Origin of the sequence: Pseudomonas nunensis, from assembly GCF_024296925.1 — a bacterium.
Lineage (GTDB): Bacteria > Pseudomonadota > Gammaproteobacteria > Pseudomonadales > Pseudomonadaceae > Aquipseudomonas > Aquipseudomonas nunensis.
The window spans coordinates 2426934-2444752 of record NZ_CP101125.1; the positions used below are offsets into that span (position 1 = coordinate 2426934).

General features: G+C 60.5%; 16 protein-coding genes. 5 read left to right on the forward strand and 11 right to left on the reverse strand.

Annotated elements, in window-relative coordinates; translation table 11 throughout:
• The 4 genes from NK667_RS10415 to NK667_RS10435 all read left to right on the forward strand — a co-directional run bounded on the left by NK667_RS10415 (position 1) and on the right by NK667_RS10435 (position 4175).
• Positions 1 to 762, forward strand: coding sequence for an SDR family NAD(P)-dependent oxidoreductase (locus tag NK667_RS10415; protein ID WP_054614626.1), 762 nt, complete (start codon positions 1 to 3; stop codon positions 760 to 762).
• A 12-nt stretch (positions 763 to 774) separates the two neighbouring features.
• On the forward strand, positions 775 to 1968 hold the full coding sequence (locus NK667_RS10420; protein WP_054614627.1) for an acetyl-CoA C-acyltransferase: 1194 nt from the start codon (positions 775 to 777) through the stop codon (positions 1966 to 1968).
• 167 nt (positions 1969 to 2135) lie between these two features.
• Positions 2136 to 3263, forward strand: coding sequence for an acyl-CoA dehydrogenase (locus tag NK667_RS10430; protein WP_054045832.1), 1128 nt, complete (start codon positions 2136 to 2138; stop codon positions 3261 to 3263).
• A 138-nt stretch (positions 3264 to 3401) separates the two neighbouring features.
• On the forward strand, positions 3402 to 4175 hold the full coding sequence (locus tag NK667_RS10435) for an enoyl-CoA hydratase (protein WP_054614628.1): 774 nt from the start codon (positions 3402 to 3404) through the stop codon (positions 4173 to 4175).
• A 116-nt stretch (positions 4176 to 4291) separates the two neighbouring features.
• Here the strand turns inward: NK667_RS10435 and NK667_RS10440 are convergent, their stop codons facing one another.
• From NK667_RS10440 to argH, 11 genes are all read right to left on the reverse strand, one after another.
• Positions 4292 to 5443 carry an acyl-CoA dehydrogenase family protein gene (locus tag NK667_RS10440; protein WP_054045835.1) on the reverse strand — a complete coding sequence of 384 codons (1152 nt, stop codon included), beginning with the start codon at positions 5441 to 5443 and terminating at the stop codon, positions 4292 to 4294.
• Between the two features lie 3 nt (positions 5444 to 5446).
• On the reverse strand, positions 5447 to 6553 hold the full coding sequence (locus tag NK667_RS10445; RefSeq protein ID WP_054614629.1) for an enoyl-CoA hydratase/isomerase family protein: 1107 nt from the start codon (positions 6551 to 6553) through the stop codon (positions 5447 to 5449).
• A gap of 262 nt (positions 6554 to 6815) precedes the next feature.
• A complete protein-coding gene (locus NK667_RS10455; RefSeq protein ID WP_054614630.1) occupies positions 6816 to 7511 on the reverse strand; it encodes an HPP family protein in 696 nt (231 codons plus the stop codon).
• A 156-nt stretch (positions 7512 to 7667) separates the two neighbouring features.
• Complete coding sequence (locus NK667_RS10460; protein ID WP_054045841.1) at positions 7668 to 8846, reverse strand: MFS transporter; 1179 nt, start codon at positions 8844 to 8846, stop codon at positions 7668 to 7670.
• Positions 8847 to 8997: 151 nt separating this feature from the next.
• Positions 8998 to 10341, reverse strand: coding sequence for an MmgE/PrpD family protein (locus NK667_RS10465; protein ID WP_054616241.1), 1344 nt, complete (start codon positions 10339 to 10341; stop codon positions 8998 to 9000).
• 29 nt (positions 10342 to 10370) lie between these two features.
• A complete protein-coding gene (locus NK667_RS10470) occupies positions 10371 to 11258 on the reverse strand; it encodes a polysaccharide deacetylase family protein (protein WP_054614631.1) in 888 nt (295 codons plus the stop codon).
• Positions 11251 to 12099, reverse strand: coding sequence for a polysaccharide deacetylase family protein (locus tag NK667_RS10475; RefSeq protein WP_054614632.1), 849 nt, complete (start codon positions 12097 to 12099; stop codon positions 11251 to 11253). The genes NK667_RS10470 and NK667_RS10475 overlap by 8 nt, the downstream gene beginning before the upstream one ends.
• A 202-nt stretch (positions 12100 to 12301) precedes the next feature.
• The gene (locus tag NK667_RS10480; RefSeq protein ID WP_054045846.1) at positions 12302 to 13126 is read right to left on the reverse strand and encodes an ABC transporter substrate-binding protein; all 825 of its coding nucleotides are present in this window, start codon (positions 13124 to 13126) and stop codon (positions 12302 to 12304) included.
• A 39-nt stretch (positions 13127 to 13165) separates the two neighbouring features.
• Positions 13166 to 13930 (reverse strand): amino acid ABC transporter ATP-binding protein, encoded by a 765-nt coding sequence (locus NK667_RS10485; RefSeq protein ID WP_054045848.1) that lies wholly within the window; start codon positions 13928 to 13930, stop codon positions 13166 to 13168.
• A 10-nt stretch (positions 13931 to 13940) separates the two neighbouring features.
• A complete protein-coding gene (locus NK667_RS10490) occupies positions 13941 to 14819 on the reverse strand; it encodes an amino acid ABC transporter permease (protein ID WP_054614633.1) in 879 nt (292 codons plus the stop codon).
• A gap of 171 nt (positions 14820 to 14990) precedes the next feature.
• Positions 14991 to 16418 (reverse strand): argininosuccinate lyase, encoded by a 1428-nt coding sequence (gene argH / locus NK667_RS10495; RefSeq protein ID WP_054614634.1) that lies wholly within the window; start codon positions 16416 to 16418, stop codon positions 14991 to 14993.
• A 352-nt stretch (positions 16419 to 16770) separates the two neighbouring features.
• Here argH and NK667_RS10500 point away from each other — a divergent pair, with 352 nt between their 5' ends.
• On the forward strand, positions 16771 to 17736 hold the full coding sequence (locus NK667_RS10500; protein WP_054614635.1) for a LysR family transcriptional regulator: 966 nt from the start codon (positions 16771 to 16773) through the stop codon (positions 17734 to 17736).
• Positions 17737 to 17819 lie beyond the last annotated feature (83 nt).

Below are 17819 nucleotides of genomic sequence, written 5' to 3' on the forward strand. Positions count from 1 at the left end.
ATGCAGATCGAAAACAAGGTTTTTCTCGTCACCGGCGGTGCGTCCGGCCTGGGTGCCGCGACCGCTGAAATGCTGGTGGGCGCGGGCGCCAAGGTGATGCTGGTGGACATGAATGCCGAGGCTGTCGCGGCCCAGGCTGAACGTCTCGGCGCGCAAAGCGTAGTGGCCGACATCAGCAACGAAGCCGCTGCCGAAGCCGCCGTCGCCGCCACCGTCAAAGCCTTCGGTGGCTTGCACGGTCTGGTGAACTGCGCCGGCATCGTGCGTGGCGAGAAGATCCTCGGCAAGACTGGCCCGCACGCACTGGCCAGTTTCAGCCAAGTGATCAACGTCAACCTGATCGGTAGTTTCAATATGCTGCGTCTGGCCGCAGCGGCGATCGCGGAAACCGAAGCGGACGCCGACGGCGAGCGCGGTGTGATCATCAACACCGCATCGGCAGCGGCTTACGACGGCCAGATCGGCCAGGCTGCTTACGCTGCATCCAAAGGCGCGATTGTCAGCCTGACCTTGCCCGCCGCCCGTGAACTGGCGCGTTTCGGCATCCGTGTGATGACCACCGCTCCCGGCATTTTCGAAACACCGATGATGGCCGGCATGACCGAAGAAGTTCGCGCATCCCTGGCCGCTGGCGTGCCGTTCCCGCCGCGCCTCGGTAAACCGGGTGAGTACGCCGCGCTGGTCAGGCATATCATTGAAAACAGCATGCTCAACGGCGAGGTGATCCGTCTTGACGGTGCCTTGCGTATGGCCGCCAAATAAGGAGGATTTGTCATGACCCTTTCCAACGATCCGATTGTTATTGTCAGCGCCGTTCGTACCCCGATGGGCGGTTTCCAGGGCGAACTGAAAAGCCTGACCGCACCTCAACTCGGTGCTGCAGCGATCAAGGCTGCGGTTGAACGTGCCGGTGTCGCCTCCGACGCGGTTGACGAAGTGCTGTTCGGTTGCGTGTTGCCCGCCGGCCTCGGCCAGGCGCCTGCACGTCAGGCTGCACTGGGCGCCGGGCTGGATAAATCGACCCGCTGCACCACCGTGAACAAGATGTGCGGTTCCGGCATGGAAACCACGATCCTAGCCCACGACATGCTGGTCGCTGGCAGTGCCGAGGTGGTGATCGCCGGTGGCATGGAAAGCATGTCCAACTCGCCGTATCTGCTGGACCGCGCACGTAGCGGTTACCGCATGGGCCATGGCCGGGTGCTGGATTCGATGTTCCTCGACGGCCTCGAAGACGCCTACGACAAGGGCCGCCTGATGGGCACCTTCGCCGAAGATTGCGCCGAGACCAACGGCTTCAGCCGCGAAGCTCAGGACGCGTTTGCCATTGCCTCGACCACCCGCGCGCAACAGGCGATCAAGGACGGCAGCTTCAAGGCCGAGATCGTGCCGCTGACCGTTACCTTGGGTAAAGAACAGGTGCTGATCAGCAACGACGAACAGCCACCGAAAGCCAAACTGGACAAGATCGCCTCGCTGAAACCGGCATTTCGTGATGGCGGCACCGTGACGGCGGCCAACTCCAGCTCGATCTCCGACGGCGCAGCGGCACTCGTATTGATGCGACGTTCCGAGGCCGAGAAACGCGGCCTCAAGCCATTGGCGGTGATCCATGGTCATGCGGCGTTTGCCGATACCCCGGGCCTGTTCCCGGTGGCCCCGGTCGGCGCGATCAAGAAGCTGATCAAGAAAACCGGTTGGTCGCTGGACGAAGTCGAGTTGTTTGAAATCAACGAAGCCTTCGCGGTGGTCAGCCTGGTGACCATGAGCAAACTTGAAATCCCCCACGAGAAGGTCAACGTCCACGGCGGCGCCTGTGCGTTGGGCCATCCGATTGGTGCGTCCGGTGCGCGGATCATCGTGACCTTGCTCTCGGCCCTGCGCCAGAAAGGCTTGAAACGCGGCGTTGCGGCGATTTGTATTGGCGGCGGCGAAGCAACGGCCATGGCCGTGGAATGCCTGTACTGAGGCCTGTCGCCAATCCCCCTGTGGGAGCGGGCTTGCTCGCGAATGCGGTGTGTCATTCAACATTAATGTCGACTGACACGGCCTCTTCGCGAGCAAGCCCGCTCCCACAGGGGGTCAGCATTTCAGCCAGACATTTGGTGCGTAAGGTTCATTTTTAAGGATTCACCATGATTCCCAATGACGAACAACTGCAGATCAGCGAAGCCGCCCGGCAATTCGCCCAGGAGCGGCTGAAGCCCTTCGCCGCCGAGTGGGACCGCGAGCATCGCTTTCCGAAAGAAGCCATCGGCGAAATGGCCGAGCTGGGCTTTTTCGGGATGTTGGTGCCGGAACAGTGGGGCGGTTGCGACACCGGTTACCTGGCCTACGCCATGGCCCTGGAAGAAATCGCTGCCGGCGACGGCGCCTGCTCGACGATCATGAGCGTGCACAACTCCGTGGGTTGCGTGCCGATCCTCAAGTACGGCACCGACGAACAGAAAGAACGCTTTCTCAAGCCGCTGGCCAGCGGTTCGATGCTCGGCGCGTTCGCCCTGACCGAACCCCAGGCCGGTTCCGACGCCAGCGGCCTGAAAACCCGCGCCAAACTGGATGGCGACCACTACGTGCTCAACGGCTGCAAGCAGTTCATCACCTCCGGGCAGAACGCCGGGGTGGTGATTGTGTTTGCGGTGACCGATCCGAGTGCCGGCAAACGCGGGATCACCGCGCTGATCGTGCCCACCGATTCGCCGGGCTACAAAGTCGCGCGGGTCGAGGACAAACTCGGTCAGCACGCGTCCGACACCTGCCAGATTCTGTTCGAAGACGTGAAAGTGCCGGTGGCCAACCGCTTGGGCGAAGAGGGCGAAGGTTACCGAATCGCCCTGGCCAACCTGGAAGGCGGGCGCGTCGGCATCGCCTCGCAATCGGTGGGCATGGCCCGCGCCGCGTTTGAAGCGGCCCGGGATTACGCCCGTGAGCGTGAGAGCTTTGGCAAGCCGATCATCGAACACCAGGCCGTGGCGTTCCGCTTGGCGGATATGGCGACCCAGATCGCCGTGGCCCGGCAGATGGTGCATTACGCCGCTGCGTTAAGAGACAGCGGCAAACCAGCGCTGGTCGAAGCGTCGATGGCCAAGCTGTTCGCCTCGGAAATGGCCGAGAAGGTCTGCTCGTCAGCGTTGCAAACCCTCGGCGGTTACGGTTACCTGAACGACTTCCCGCTGGAGCGGATCTACCGCGACGTGCGGGTGTGCCAGATCTACGAAGGCACCAGCGATATTCAGCGCATGGTTATTTCGCGCAATCTTTGAAGGAGTCTCCGGTAGGAGCTGCCGAAGGCTGGGATCTTTTGACGTTGATTTTAAAAAGCAGGATTAAAAGATCGCAGCCTCGTTGCACTCGACAGCTCCTACCGGGGGATCGAGCCTTATGCAAAACAGGAGTTATTTATGAGTTACGAAACGATTTTGCTGGAAATTCACGGTCGCGTCGGCCTGATCACCCTCAACCGTCCGCAAGCCTTGAACGCGTTGAACGCGCAGCTGGTCAGCGAAGTGAACCACGCTCTCGATGGCCTGGAAGCCGATTCGAACATCGGCTGCATCGTGCTGACTGGCTCGAAAAAAGCCTTCGCCGCCGGTGCCGACATCAAGGAAATGGCCGAGCTGACCTACCCGCAGATCTACCTCGATGATCTGTTCAGCGACAGCGATCGCGTGGCCAACCGCCGCAAGCCGATCATCGCTGCCGTTAACGGCTTCGCCCTCGGCGGTGGCTGTGAACTGGCGCTGATGTGCGACTTCATCCTGGCCGGCGACAACGCCAAATTTGGCCAACCGGAAATCAACCTCGGCGTGCTGCCGGGCATGGGCGGCACCCAACGCCTCACTCGCGCCGTGGGCAAGGCCAAGGCGATGGAAATGTGCCTGAGCGGGCGTTTAATCGATGCCGTGGAAGCTGAACGTTGCGGGATTGTCGCGCGGATCGTACCGGCGGATGAGCTGCTGGAAGAAGCGCTGAAAGTCGCGGCGCTGATTGCCAGGAAGTCGTTACCGATTGCAATGATGGTCAAGGAAAGCGTGAACCGCGCGTTTGAAGTCAGCCTGTCCGAAGGCGTGCGCTTTGAGCGTCGGGTGTTCCATGCGGCGTTTGCCACGCAGGATCAGAAAGAAGGGATGGCGGCGTTTATTGCCAAGCGTGAGGCCGAATTCCAAGGCAAGTGATGTAGCGTTTTCGAGGATGCCTTCGCGGGCAAGCCTCGCTCCTACAGGTTATCGGTGTCCGTGTGACCGATACAAAACCTGTCGGAGCGAGGCTTGCCCGCGAAGCTTTTAAGGCATCACACCAGATAGTTCTTCAATTCCCGAGCAATCACCATCCGCTGTATCTCACTCGATCCTTCATAAATCTGGGTAATCCGCGCATCCCGGTAGTAACGCTCCACCGGATAATCCTCCAGATACCCATACCCGCCATGAATCTGCATAGCCGACGAACAGACCTTCTCAGCCATCTCGGACGCAAACAACTTCGCCTGTGAAGCCTCCGACAGACACGGCTTGCCCGCACTGCGCAACCGCGCGGCGTGGAGGATCATCAAGCGCGCAGCGTTCAGTTGCATGTGCATGTCCGCCAGCATGTTGGCGATGCTCTGGTGTTCGATAATCGCCTTGCCGAACTGCACCCGATCCCGCGCGTAAGCCAGCGCCGCTTCGAACGCTGCCCGAGCAATGCCCAGCGCCTGGGCGGCAATGCCGATGCGCCCGCCTTCAAGGTTGGAGAGGGCGATGGCCAGGCCTTTGCCGCGCTCGCCCAGCAGGTTGGCTTCAGGAATGGTGCAGTTGCTCAGGGTTACCGCACAGGTATCGGAAGCGCGGATGCCCATTTTGTGTTCGGTGCGATCGACGATGAAACCCGGGGTGTCGGTCGGCACCAGGAACGCCGAGATACCGCGCTTGCCCAGATCGGGATCAGTCACGGCAAACACAATCGCCAGTTTCGCTCGCTTGCCGTTGCTGACAAATTGCTTGGCGCCGTTGATCACCCACTGGCCGTCCCGCAGTTCGGCGCGGGTGCGCAGGTTGTGGGCTTCGGAACCGGCTTGCGGCTCGGTCAGGCAGAAGCAGCCGATGGCCTGACCGCTGGCGAGGTCCGGCAGCCAGGTCTGTTTCTGTTCATCGGTGCCGTAGTTCAGGACTGGCCCGCAACCCACGGAGTTATGGATGCTCATCAATGCGCCGGTCGCGCCATCGCCGGCGGAAATCTCTTCCACGGCCAAGGCGTAGGCGACGTAATCGACATAGGTGCCGCCCCATTCTTCCGGGACCACCATGCCCAGCAGGCCCAACTCACCCATCTTCGCCACCAGACCGTCGTCGATCCAGCCAGCCTTTTCCCAGGCCTGCGCATGGGGCGCGATTTCACCACGGGCAAAATCCCGGGCCATGTCGCGGATCATCACTTGTTCTTCGCTCAATTCGATATCGTGCATGGCTCAGCTCCCGCTCTGCTCAAAACCGGTGAAGAAACTCTCGACATGCTCGGCGTGCAGCGCCTGCAAGGTCGGCGGGTTCCAGCGCGGTTGCTTGTCTTTGTCTATCAGCAAGGCGCGCACGCCTTCGATCAGGTCGCCGCGTTCGAACCACTGGCGGTCCAGGTGCAGCTCAAGGGCAAAGCACTGTTCCAGGCTCAGCTTGCGACCGCGTCGCAGCATTTCCAGGGTCACGCCCATGGCCAGCGGCGAACGGCTTTCCAGCAGGTCGGCGGTGGCTGTCGCCCATGCGTGGCTGTCGGCGACGGTCACTTCGCGCATTTGCTCCACCATACTCGCCACGTCGGGGAGGGCGAAGAAGTGGTCGATGGCCGGACGCAACGCAATCAGCGGCGCATCGGGAAGTTGTTGCACGGCGAGTTTGGCCAGCACGCCTTGCAGGTCCTTGAGCGGCGAGTCGTGCCATTCCAGATGATCAAGTTGCTCATCCAGGCTGCCCAGTTTGTCACTTTCCAGATACCAGTCAGCCAAACCGCAATACAGCGCATCCGCCGCGCGAATCTGTACGCCGCTGACGCCCAGGTAAATCCCCAGTTCGCCAGGAATCCGTGGCAGGAAGTAGCTGCCGCCAACGTCCGGGAAATAGCCGATGCCCACTTCCGGCATCGCCAGCCGACTGCGCTCGGTGACCACGCGCATATCGGCGCCTTGCACCAGGCCCATGCCACCGCCCAGGACGAAGCCGTCCATCAGGGCCAGGACCGGTTTGCAGTAATTGTGGATAGCGAGGTCGAGGGCGTATTCCTCGACGAAGAAATCTTCATGCAAGGTGTCGCCGTTTTTGTAGCTGTCGTACAGCGAACGAATGTCGCCGCCAGCGCAAAAGGCTTTCTCGCCGGCACCGCGCAATACCACGGCATTGACCTGCGAATCTTCGGCCCAGGCATTGAGCTGGTTTTGCAGGCGACGGACCATGTTAAGGGTGAGGGCGTTGAGACCGGCGGGGCGATTGAGGGTCAGGTGACCGATGTGATTGCGTACCTCGGCCAGCACTTCATTTTGCATGGCATCCATGGCGGTAGTCTCCTGGGATGAAACCTGAGCAGTCATCGATAACTCCCTGCTTTTATTGTTCTTTATAGACAAGCTCGCGCGCGAGCGATGCTCGATCGTAACAGTGCAAATTTGTGATGTACAACCCACATACGTGCAGGTTCTGTCTGCATTTTTACCTTAGTGCAAAATCCAGCGGCCACAAAAAAACCTGTGGGAGCGGGCTTGCTCGCGAAGGGGCCGTGTCAGTCAACATTAATGCTGGATGACACACCGCATTCGCGAGCAAGCCCGCTCCCACAGGTGGATCTGTGTAGTGTCAGGTTCTGCTGCTAAGCACTTCGCCGATGCTGCGCCGCTTGGCGTGTAATTCACTGGCATGAATCAACTGCTCAAGGTCTTCCGGCGTGACGTCGAAAAACGCCTCCATGTCTGCCAACGCGAGTTTGAGATCCTCGGCAGTAATCGCCTGGCTGTCCGCCGAGGGCATGACTGGCACCGGGTCAGCGGGGCGTTTTGGGTAGCGGATCTGCGTCAGGTTGTTATACGCCAACGCACTGAGCAGCATGGCTGAGGCGCTGAGCATCACCGGGCCGAGGGCTTTCCAGTCCAGGGCGATGGTCGCCGGGTCGGCCAGCACCAACAACAACGCCAAGGCCCCGGCCGGTGGGTGCAGGCAACGCAGCCAGCACATCAGGATCAGCGCCATTCCGGCTGCAAGGCATGCGCTGCCCAGGGTGCGGCCGAGTACATGAGCGACCAGCAGCGAAACCACCCCGGCGCTCAAGTAGCCACCGAGGATCGACCACGGCTGGGCGAGGGCGCCTGAGGACACAGCAAACAACAGCACCGCCGAGGCGCCCAGCGGCCCGACCAGGTGTTGCGCCACTTCGATGCCGAACACCTGACTGCACAACCAGACGCTGAACAGCGTGCCCAGGGACATGCCGATGGCGGCGCGGCTCCATTCCGAAGGACGGGTGTTGACGGCGGCGGGTAACCAGCGTGCAAGCATGATGATTCCGTAGACAAAAAAACTAGGCAAAAAAAAGGCTTAGCTGGGATACCCAGAAAGCCCTTGAAGGTGTTCCAACTATTGGGGGAGGAACGAGGCACAGTGTGCCGTTGATTTCAGGTGCTGACAAATTCATATTAATGCAGCTTAAGTGCATTATTTTTGAAGTAAAGCCACCCGGCGACCGGCCATGAAACACAACGATCCGCCCATCGCAGTCAGCGCACACAAGGCGTAGAACATCGTCGGCGCCGGGGTGTGCATCAGCAGGAAACCGCAAATCACCGGACTCAAGGCGCCACCAAGGGCCGCGAGGTTCTGTGCGCCGTAGTAACTGCCACGCAGTTCTTCCGGGGCCAGGGTGTCGACGAACAGGAATTCCGCTGGATAGATGATCATTTCGCCGAGGGTGAAGATGAACATCGCCACGCACCAACTGACCAAGCCGTCCGCCAGGCTGAACCCGATCAACCCGACGATGAACAGGCTGGTGCCGCCGGCAATCCAGTAGCGCAGTTGTTCGCGCTTGAGGAAGCGGCCGATCTGGTATTGCAGCAGGATCACGCTAATGGCGTTGCAGGCGAGCAGGGCGGCCATGGTTTCCAGGGCGCGCTTGGAGTCGTGGGTCACCAGCAGGTATTGCGACAGGTACAGGGTGAAGCGGCCGTGAACCACGGTGCTGAACAGGCAGCCGCAGGTGAACATGATCAGCGTGCGGTCGTTCTTCAGGGTGGTCAGGGTCTTGAGAAAGCTTTGCGGCTGGCCGATGGCGGGCACTTGGGCCGCGTCTTTTGGAATTCCGCTCATCAAGAAGATACTGAAGAACGCGATGCCGCCAGCGATCAGGAACGGCGCAATCGGATACACCCCGGCGATCACTACGCCGAGCATGGGACCGGTGGCGTAGCCGATGTTGGTCAGGGTGTAGCGCAGGGAAAACGCCTTGGCCCGTTGGCCCATGGGCAGGTTTTCGCTGAGGATCGCCTTTGAACCGATCAGGAACAGCGCCGAAGCGGTTTCGGTGATTACCAGGGTGGCGGTGGTCAGGTAGAGGTTCTCGGCGAAGGTCAGCAGCACGAAGCCGATGGCGCTGGAGAGCATGGCCAGGATCAACAGCCGCCGTTTCTCCAGTCGGTCGATGATGTAGCCGCCGTAGAGCGCGAGCAGGGTGGCGATAAACACCGCGATGCCCAGCAGCAGGCCAACGTCCTGTTGGTTGAGACCGAGTTTGTTGCTCAGGAACAGCGTGAGCAACGGGCTGGTGATGGCGCGGCTGACGACAATGGTCAGCGAGCAAATCATCAACCGGCGGATAACGAGCGAGTAAGTGGCCACGGTGGTGCGGATGTCCTTATTCAGATGTTGTGGGGCTCGGCGTCATACCGAGTCGCTGCCATTCGCGGGCAAGCCTCGCTCCTACAGGTGTGCGCTAACCCCGTAGGAGCGAGGCTTGCCCGCGAAGAGGCCAGTGCAGGCAGTACAGATTTCAAGTCAGCCACCGATCCAGCATCGCAACAGATTCCAACTCTTCAACCCGCCACAACTGAGCAAGCAATTCCTCCGCTTGCCCCTGCGGCAAAACCCGCCCGGCCAGACTGAAAAACTTCTCCTCCAGCGCCGCATCACTCAGCGGATTCCCCGGCGCGCCCAACGGTACTTCGACGCAAAGACTCACCTGCCGACCGTCCACGGTCCGCACGCTCACCACGGGCTCGCCATCCTCGGACAATCGCGGGTCCACCTCAAGCCGAATCCGCGACATCCAGTGCGCGATTCGCGGGTCACTGCGTTGTGCATCGTCATACGCCTGCAACCGGCAATGCCCCAGCACCAATCGCGCAGCGAGGGCATAACGCAAACTCATCTGCGCCGCCGCCAGACTCGCGACTTCCTGGCCGCCGCACATGTCCTGCAGAAACACGCACAGTGAAACCTGGATGTCCTCGACCTGATCGGCATCAACCTGCAACTGCGCGAGCAGCAAACCGAGGGCATCAATCGCCGAATGGGTCCCACGGCACGCGGCGTAAGGCTTGATCGAGCAGCGGGCGAGTTTCCACACCCGACCCAACTCCGCGTCCAGCGCCTCGGGCACGGCGGTATCGCCGGCGAGGGTCTTGAGAAAACCGCCCCAGACATCATCGAACAGTTTGGTCGGCCCGGTGATGCCGCGCTGGGCAAACCGCGCCGCGAGCAAACCACCTTCGGCAGCACGACCGCTGTGGAGTTTTTTGCTTTGGGAGCCGTCATGAATAAACGCCCAAAGCCCGCCGCTGAAACTGCCGGCGATGCCGAGCGCGGACAAGGTTTGCGCAGCATCGAGGCCGAGAATCCGCGCACTGGCCGCCGCCGCACCGAACACACCACAAGTGGCCGTGGAGTGCCAACCGGCGCCGTTATGCGCTGAGTAGCTGCCGCAGGCTTCGAGCACCCGACGGCCGATTTCGTAGCCGATGACCACGGCGGTGATGAACTCCCGGCCACTCACGGTTCTGCCCGACATCGACACGGCGGCCATGACTGCCGGCAGCACCACTGCGCCGGAATGATCGCAACCGCCAGTGTCGTCCAGTTCCAGCGCATGGGCGGCGATGCCATTGAGCATCGCCGCCTGAGCCGCGCCGACTCGCCAATCGGTGCCCCAGACCAGCGTGCTGCCGGTTTCGCCTTCGAACACCAGACGCGCCTGTTTCGCCACATCACTGCCAGCCCCGGCCAGGGTTGCGCCGAAGGTGTCGAGAATGTGTCGTTTGGCTTGGGCCACCAGCGCCGTCGGCAAATCCTCAAAGTGGGTATCGACGCAAAACTGCGCCAGGTGCTCCATGCGCATCACGCCCTGGTAGGCGCTGCCGAACTCGTTCATACGCCGTAATCCCGATAATGCCGCTCATACACCGCCGCTGGATGATCCTCCGTCACCTGAACCGCCGAATCCGACCACCATTGCGCGACTTCGCCCGCCGTGGCGATCCACACGTCCTTATGTTGCTGAATGCCTTCGAGCAACTCGCGCAACACGCCAATCCGCCCCGGCGTCGCGATGATTTCCGGGTGCAGCCGCAGCACATAGCAGAGGCCAAAGCGATGAAACCCGGCGAAGTCCATTTGCAGGTTGCCGAGGGTGTGGCTGTAGGACGCGATCCGCGATTGCGCCGGCGGCACCGCCGGGCTGAGGTTGAAGGCGAAATAGGGTTCGTCTTCCAGTTCGTAATGCAATGGCAGTTCGATCACTTCGGGCGCCGTCGGGTGAGCGAATGGCAAATCATCACCGCGCCAGGATGAAGACCAGCGGATGCCTTGATCCCGCAACGCTTCGATGAATCCTGGTGCGCCATTGCCCGCCGGAATGCGAAACCCGGTTGGACGCACGCCGGTTAACGCGGTCAGGGCTTCGCAGCCCTTGGCGATGTCGGCGCTCTGCGCGGCTAAATCGAGGTTGTCGTAGTTCTGGTGCCGATAACCGGCGCAGGCGATTTCATGCCCGCCAGCGAGTATTGCCTTTATGTGTTCAGGGTTTTCCTCGGCGACGATGCCGGGAATGCACCAGCTGCTGGACACGCCCAACTCTGCGAACAAATCCAGCAGACGATTCACGCCGCGCTGGCTGCCGTAGCGCCAGACTGACAAGGTCTTGTCGCGCCCGGCGACTTCCGGGGCCTGAGTGAGGATGCCGTGGATGTCGTTGTAATCGACGGTTAATACGACGGCGCAGCGGTAGCCGTTCGGCCAGACGTTGGAATCAGCCATGGTGATGCTCCTTCAGCCACCACTGGGCGACATCGCGGCAGGTGGCGAACCACACGTCATCGCGCTGGCGCATGTGTTCGAAGAGTTTTTCCAGCAACAGGATGCGCCCCGGTTTGCCGGTGATCTTGGGGTGGAACAGGGTGGTCAGGCACAAGCCTTCGTCCATGGCGCCGTCGTATTCGCGGCACCAGTTGTCGAGGGTCAGCTCGTAACTGGCGGTGCGGTCGAGCCCGGAAGGGAAGTCCGGGGCGCGGGTGTAGGCGAGGGAGGCGTAGTCGTCCATTTCCCAGCGCCCGGGGATTTCCACCAGTGGCGTGTCGAAGCCGGGGACGTTGACCAAGTAAGGCCGGTCATCGCCGCGCATGCTGCTGGAATAGGTCACGCCGGCTTCCACCAGCATCGCCGGGGTTTCGGCGCGCCAGTCACCGGACGGCGTGCGAAAACCTTCGGCGCGGATGTTCAAGTGCTTCCAGAACACCTCGCGGGATTTCTTCATCACATCCTTCTGCTGGTCCAGCGTCAGGGCGTAAAAGGATTCGTGTTTGTAGCCGTGATACGCCACTTCATGCCCGCGCTCGACAATCGCCTGGCATTGTTTCGGCCAGTTCTCCACGACCCAGGCCGGGACGAAGAACGTTGTCGGGATCTTGAACGCATCGAGCAAATCGAGAAGACGGGGCAGGGCACGGTAAGGGCCGTAGCCGCCGAAGCCGAAGTACTCGGGCTTGTGCCAGATCGAGCCATTGAGCATCGCATCGCCGGTCGGGCCATCGAGATCAAAGGCCAGGGCGAGGCAGGCCTTGTGCGGGGCGGGCCAGGTGGGTTGCAGCGAGGAGGACATCAGTAGATCTCCAGTGATTTATTGCTGAAACGCCCGTAGCAGCTGCGGAGCCCGCGAGGCTGCGTCCGGCGGCGAAGCCGTCGTAAACCCTACACGCGAGGTGTTCCTGACACACCGTGTCGTCTGGTTTAACGACTGCTTCGCAGTCGAACGCAAGCTTCGCCAGCTGCTACATCGACCGTAATTGCGCGAGCTACGGGGTTTATTTGCCGGCGTTAATCGTCACAGTCTTGATCGCGCCCAGCTCCAGGTCCCACTTCTTCAGGATGGTCTGGTACGTGCCGTCATCAATCATGCTCTGCAACGCCACCTTCACCGCTTCACTCAACTCAGGCTTTTTCTTGCTCAAACCCATGCCGGAGAACTGCACGGAAATCGGCTGGCCGACGGTTTTGTACATGTCCTTTTCCTGAGTCTTCAGGTACGACAAGGTTTCGCTACCCTGCATCGCTGCGTCGATGCGGCTCTGGCGCAGTTGCGCACGGGCATCTGCCGAGCCTTCGGTACCGACTACCACGATCGCCGGTTTGCCGGCGGCTTCGCAGTTGGCCTTGCTGTACTCGGCAATTTCCGCCGGGAACGTAGTGCGGCGGCTGGTGCCGACTTTTTTGCCGCACAGGTCGGTGATCTCGTTGAAGTCCTTGTTCTTCTGCAAGGTGTAGAACTGCGGACCGCTGGTGAAGTAGTCGACGAAGGTCACGCTGGCCTGACGCTCTACGGTGTCGGTCATGCCCGACAGCACCATGTCCACGCGGTCGGTGGTCAGTGCGTTGATCATTTGCTCGAAGCCGGTTTCCTGCCATTTGATCTTCACGCCCAGTCGCTCGGCCAGGGCGTTGCCCAGGTCATAGTCGAGGCCCGTCAGCGTGTTGGTCGCCGGGTCCTTGAAATCCATCGGCGGGTAGTTCGGCATGATCGCAACGACGATCTCGCCCTTGGCCTTGATGCTGGCCGGCAATTCGGCGGCGAAGCTGAAGCTGGAAGCCATCAGGCCGGCGAGTACTGCTGGAATTACGAAGTTCTTCATGGTCGTTCTCTTATGAGTGTTGTGAGCGCCAAGCGGCGCTTAGGTTCGAACGGCAGAAATGAAGCTTTGGGTGCGTGGGTTTTGCGGACTTATTAGTATTTCTTCGGGGCTTCCAGCCTCCACGATCTGCCCGCCGTCCATAAACACCATGCGGTTGGATACTTCGCGAGCGAAGCCCAGTTCATGGGTGACGACGATCATGGTCATGCCGGTTTGCGCCAGATCGCGCATCACCGACAGCACCTCACCGACCAGTTCCGGGTCGAGTGCCGAAGTGGGTTCATCGAACAACATCAGCTTGGGCCGCATCGCCAACGCGCGGGCAATCGCCACCCGTTGCTGCTGGCCGCCCGACAGTTCAATCGGGTAGCTGTTGCATTTGTCGGCCAGGCCGACGCGAGCGAGCAGTTCCAGGGCTTCCTCATGCGCTTCTTTGGGCGAGCGCTTGAGCACCTGGCACGGGCCTTCGATGATGTTTTGCAGCACAGTCATGTGCGGGAACAGGTTGAATCGCTGGAACACCATGCCGGTGGCCAGGCGTTGACGGGCAATCTGCGACTCGTTGAGTTCGTGCAGTTTGTTGCCGACGACCCGGTAACCCACCAGTTCGCCGTCGACCCAGAGGCCGCCCTTGTCGATTTTTTCCAGCTGATTGACGCAGCGCAGCAAGGTGCTCTTGCCCGAGCCGGACGGGCCGATGATGCACAGCACTTCGCCTTGCTCGACCTCGATGTTGATGTCCTTGAGCGCGTGGTACTGGTCGTAATATTTGTTCAGGCTCACGGCCTTGACGATGTTTCTCATGTCGGACTCCTCAAGAACGCTTGCCGGCGCCGCGAGCGAAACGACGCTCCAGACGGCTTTGACCAAAGGACAGGACGGTGACGGCGACCAGGTACCAGATACCGGCGACGATCAGCAATTCCATGACCCGGGCGTTGGCGTAGTAGATGTTCTGGGCGTTGTAGAGCAGTTCCGAGTACTGGATGACGCTCGCCAGCGAGGTCATTTTCACCATGCCGATGAATTCGTTGCCGACCGGCGGAATGATGATCCGCATGGCCTGCGGCAGGATGATCCGGCGCAGCGCTTGCAGGCGCGGCATGCCGATCGACTTGGCGGCTTCGTACTGTCCGGTGTCTACCGACAACAGGCCGGCGCGCACCACTTCGGCGGTGTAGGCGCCCTGGTTAATGCTCAAGCCGAGCAGGGCCGCCACGAACGGCGTCATCAGGCTCACGGTGTCCATTTCGAACAGGCCGGGGATGCCGATGGTGGGGAAGATCAGCGCCAGGTTGAACCACAACAGCAGTTGCAGGATCAACGGCGTACCGCGGAACAGCCAGGTGTAGGTAACCGCTACGTAGCGCAGGATCGGGTTGGCCGACATGCGCATGATCGCGGTGATCACCCCGAACACAATGCCCTGGGCCATCGCCAACACCGCCATGACGATGGTGTTGAACAATCCCCACATGATCGCCTGGGAGGTGACGAACTGGCCGATGTACGACCATTCGATCTTGCCTTCAGCGAAGGCGCGCACCAGGCCGAGAATCGCGATGACAATCACGGTGGCGAAGAAAATCCGCCCGTAATAACGCCGTGGCACATGGTGGTACTGGGTGATATCAAACTGGTTGTCCGCCAGGTTGCGCTCCGCCTGGAGACGTTCTGCCTGAGTCTGGCTCATGATGTTTCTCCGTACACTGGTGTTTCAGGTCTAGCCCAACCCCTGTGGGAGCGGCGGTGCGACGATTCGACTTGCTCGCGAAGGGGCCGGGCCAGTCGCCATTCATGTTGAATGACACACCGCGTTCGCGAGCAAGCCCGCTCCCACATTGGTATTGCGGTGCCCCATGTATCAGAGGCGGAAGCCCTGATAGTTCTCGGTCCACTGTTGCTGCGCGGCGAGGGCGGTTTTCAAGCGGCCAATCTGTTCGCGCACCTGTTGCGGCGCGGTGCCGCCCCAGCCACTACGGGCAGCGATGGCGGCTTCCAGGGTCAGGCTGTCGCGCACTTCCGGGGTCAGGCGTGGATCGATCTCGGCCAGTAGCGCCGTCGACGCTTCCCACAGCTCAATGTCATGTTTCTCACAGGCTTGCACCAGTGCACCGGTAATCTCGTGGGCTTCCTTGAACGGTACGCCACGCATGGCCAGCCAGTCGGCGACTTCGGTGGCGAGGGTGAAGCCCAGTGGCGCCTGACGCCGCAGTTCTTCAACGTTGACCTTCATGGTCGCGACCATCCCGGCCATCGCTGGCAGCACCAGCAACAGGGTGTCGACACTGTCGAGCACGCCGTTCTTGTCTTCGCTCAAGTCGCGGTTGTAGGACAGCGGTAAGGATTTCAGGGTGGACAGCAGACCGGTGAGGTTACCGATCAGGCGACCAGCCTTGCCGCGAGCGAGTTCGGCGATGTCCGGGTTTTTCTTCTGCGGCATGATCGAGCTGCCAGTGGCGTAGGCATCGTCCAGCGCGACCCAGCGAAATTGCCGCGACGACCACAGGCAAAACTCTTCAGCGAGGCGGGAAATGTTGATCCCGAGCATGCTGGCGATAAACAGGAATTCGGCGACATGGTCACGGCTGGCGACGGCGTCGATGGAGTTTTCGCACACGCCGCTGTAGCCCATTTCCTTGGCCGACTGCTGTGGCAAACGAGCGATGGCGGAGCCGGCCATGGCCGCTGCACCGAGTGGCGACAACGAGGTGCGCACGTCCCAGTCCACCAGGCGTTGCACGTCACGCAGCATCGATTGGGCGTGGGCCAGCAAGTGGTGAGCGAACACGATCGGTTGCGCCTGCTGCAAGTGAGTGAAGCCAGGGCAGATGCTTTCGATGTGCTGTTCGGCCTGATCCACCAGCGCTTGTTGCAGGGCCAGCACTTCAACGGCCAGGGTGCGCACGTGATCACGCAGGAACAGACGCAGGTCGTTGGCGGTCTGGTCGTTACGCGAACGACCGGCGCGCAGCTTGCCACCGAGGGCGCCGAGGCGTTCGGTCAGCAGGCGTTCGATAAAGGTGTGAACGTCTTCGTCGTCCAGGGTCGGGGCGATGCTCCCGGCCTTGAAGTCGGTGCCGATGCGCTCAAGGGCATCGAGCATGGTCAGGGTTTCTTCTTCGCTCAGCAAACCGGCGCGTTGCAGTTCCCGGGCATGCGCCTTGGAGCCGGCGAGGTCGTAAGGCGTGAGGCGAAAGTAGCGCTCAGGGCAACGGGACAGGGCCGCCAGGGCTTCGGATGGGCCGCTTTTGAAGCGTGCACCCCAGAGACGGTCGGTGGTTTGAGACATTGTTGTTTTTCCTCGTCGTTACGCGAAAGTCAGAAAGTGATCTGGTGTTTTGCGAAGAGCTTCGCGGGCAAGCCTCGCTCCTACAGATCGGTTTGCCAGGCCTCGAAACACCCGCCGCAAATCAATGAGGCGTGGTCAGGCCAAAGCAGTTTTCAAAGGGGCAGTTGCGAAGGGGCGAGAGCTGATCGAAGTGTCAGCTTTTAATAGTGCGAAATCAGTGAGTTGGCACTCAGGTACGGATTTTATTAACGGTTGCCAAGCCTTGTTTTCTGTGTTCATTATTATTGGCCAGCTATGTTTTTTGTTGTTGGACACAGATTGTTTGCTAGAGCGCCAGAGGTAAATAAGCATTATGGAAACCCCACTTTCCAATTCCGGAAACCCGCCGCCAAAACCGACTCAGCGGGCTCCGTTGGCGCTCAGCGGCCTGGACTTCAAACTGCTCAAAGTGTTCAAGGCGGTGGTCGAGGCCGGTGGCTTCAGTGCCGCGCAGAACGAGCTGAATGTGGGCTTGGCAGCCATCAGCAAACAGATTTCCGACCTGGAAATCCGCATCGGCATGCGCCTGTGCACCCGTGGGCGAGAAGGCTTTCACCTGACTGAAGAAGGACGCCTGGTGTATCAGGCGTCGATTGATTTGTTTGCCTCGGTCGATAACTTTCGGGATCGGCTTAGTTCGGCGCAGAATGAACTTATCGGTGATTTGGGTGTGGGGATTATTGATAACACGATCTCCGACCCTAATTCCCCGTTAGTTGCAGCGCTTAGAAGAATCAACACAGAGTCACCCAAAGTAAGGTTCCAACTTCAGGCGTCGCAACTGGATGAAGTAGAACGAGGGGTTGTGGAAGGGCGATTAGTTGCGGGGATTGTGCCGGTTTATCAGAAGCGCGAAGAGTTCGATTACTACACGCTTTACGAGGAACGCTCCGAGGTTTACTGCGCGGTCGGCCATCCGTTGTTCACAGTGCCGGAGGCAGAAATCAGTAGTAACGTGCTCAAGGATTACGAGTGCGTGAACCATCGCTACGCGATCCATCGGGACAAACTCAACTTTGCCCGCTATGACAGTTTTTCCGCCTCAGCGACCCAGGTTGAAGCCGTGGCGCTGTTGATCAAGACCGGATGTTTCGTGGGTTTTCTACCGCAGCATTACGCCGCGAACCTGGTGGCCCAAGAGCAATTTCGTGCGGTGCGTCCGGACCTTATTCATATCGTCACGCCGTTCAATCTGATCCTGCGCCACAACACCGTGCGCAGCCCGCTGGTCAAGGCGTTTGCCCAGGCGTTGGGTGTCGATTTGAAGGCACAAGGTTAACAACTAGTTGCAACCTGGAACTGCGCACGAACATGTAGGAACTGCCGAAGGCTGCGATCTTTTGATCTTGAAAATCAACGTCA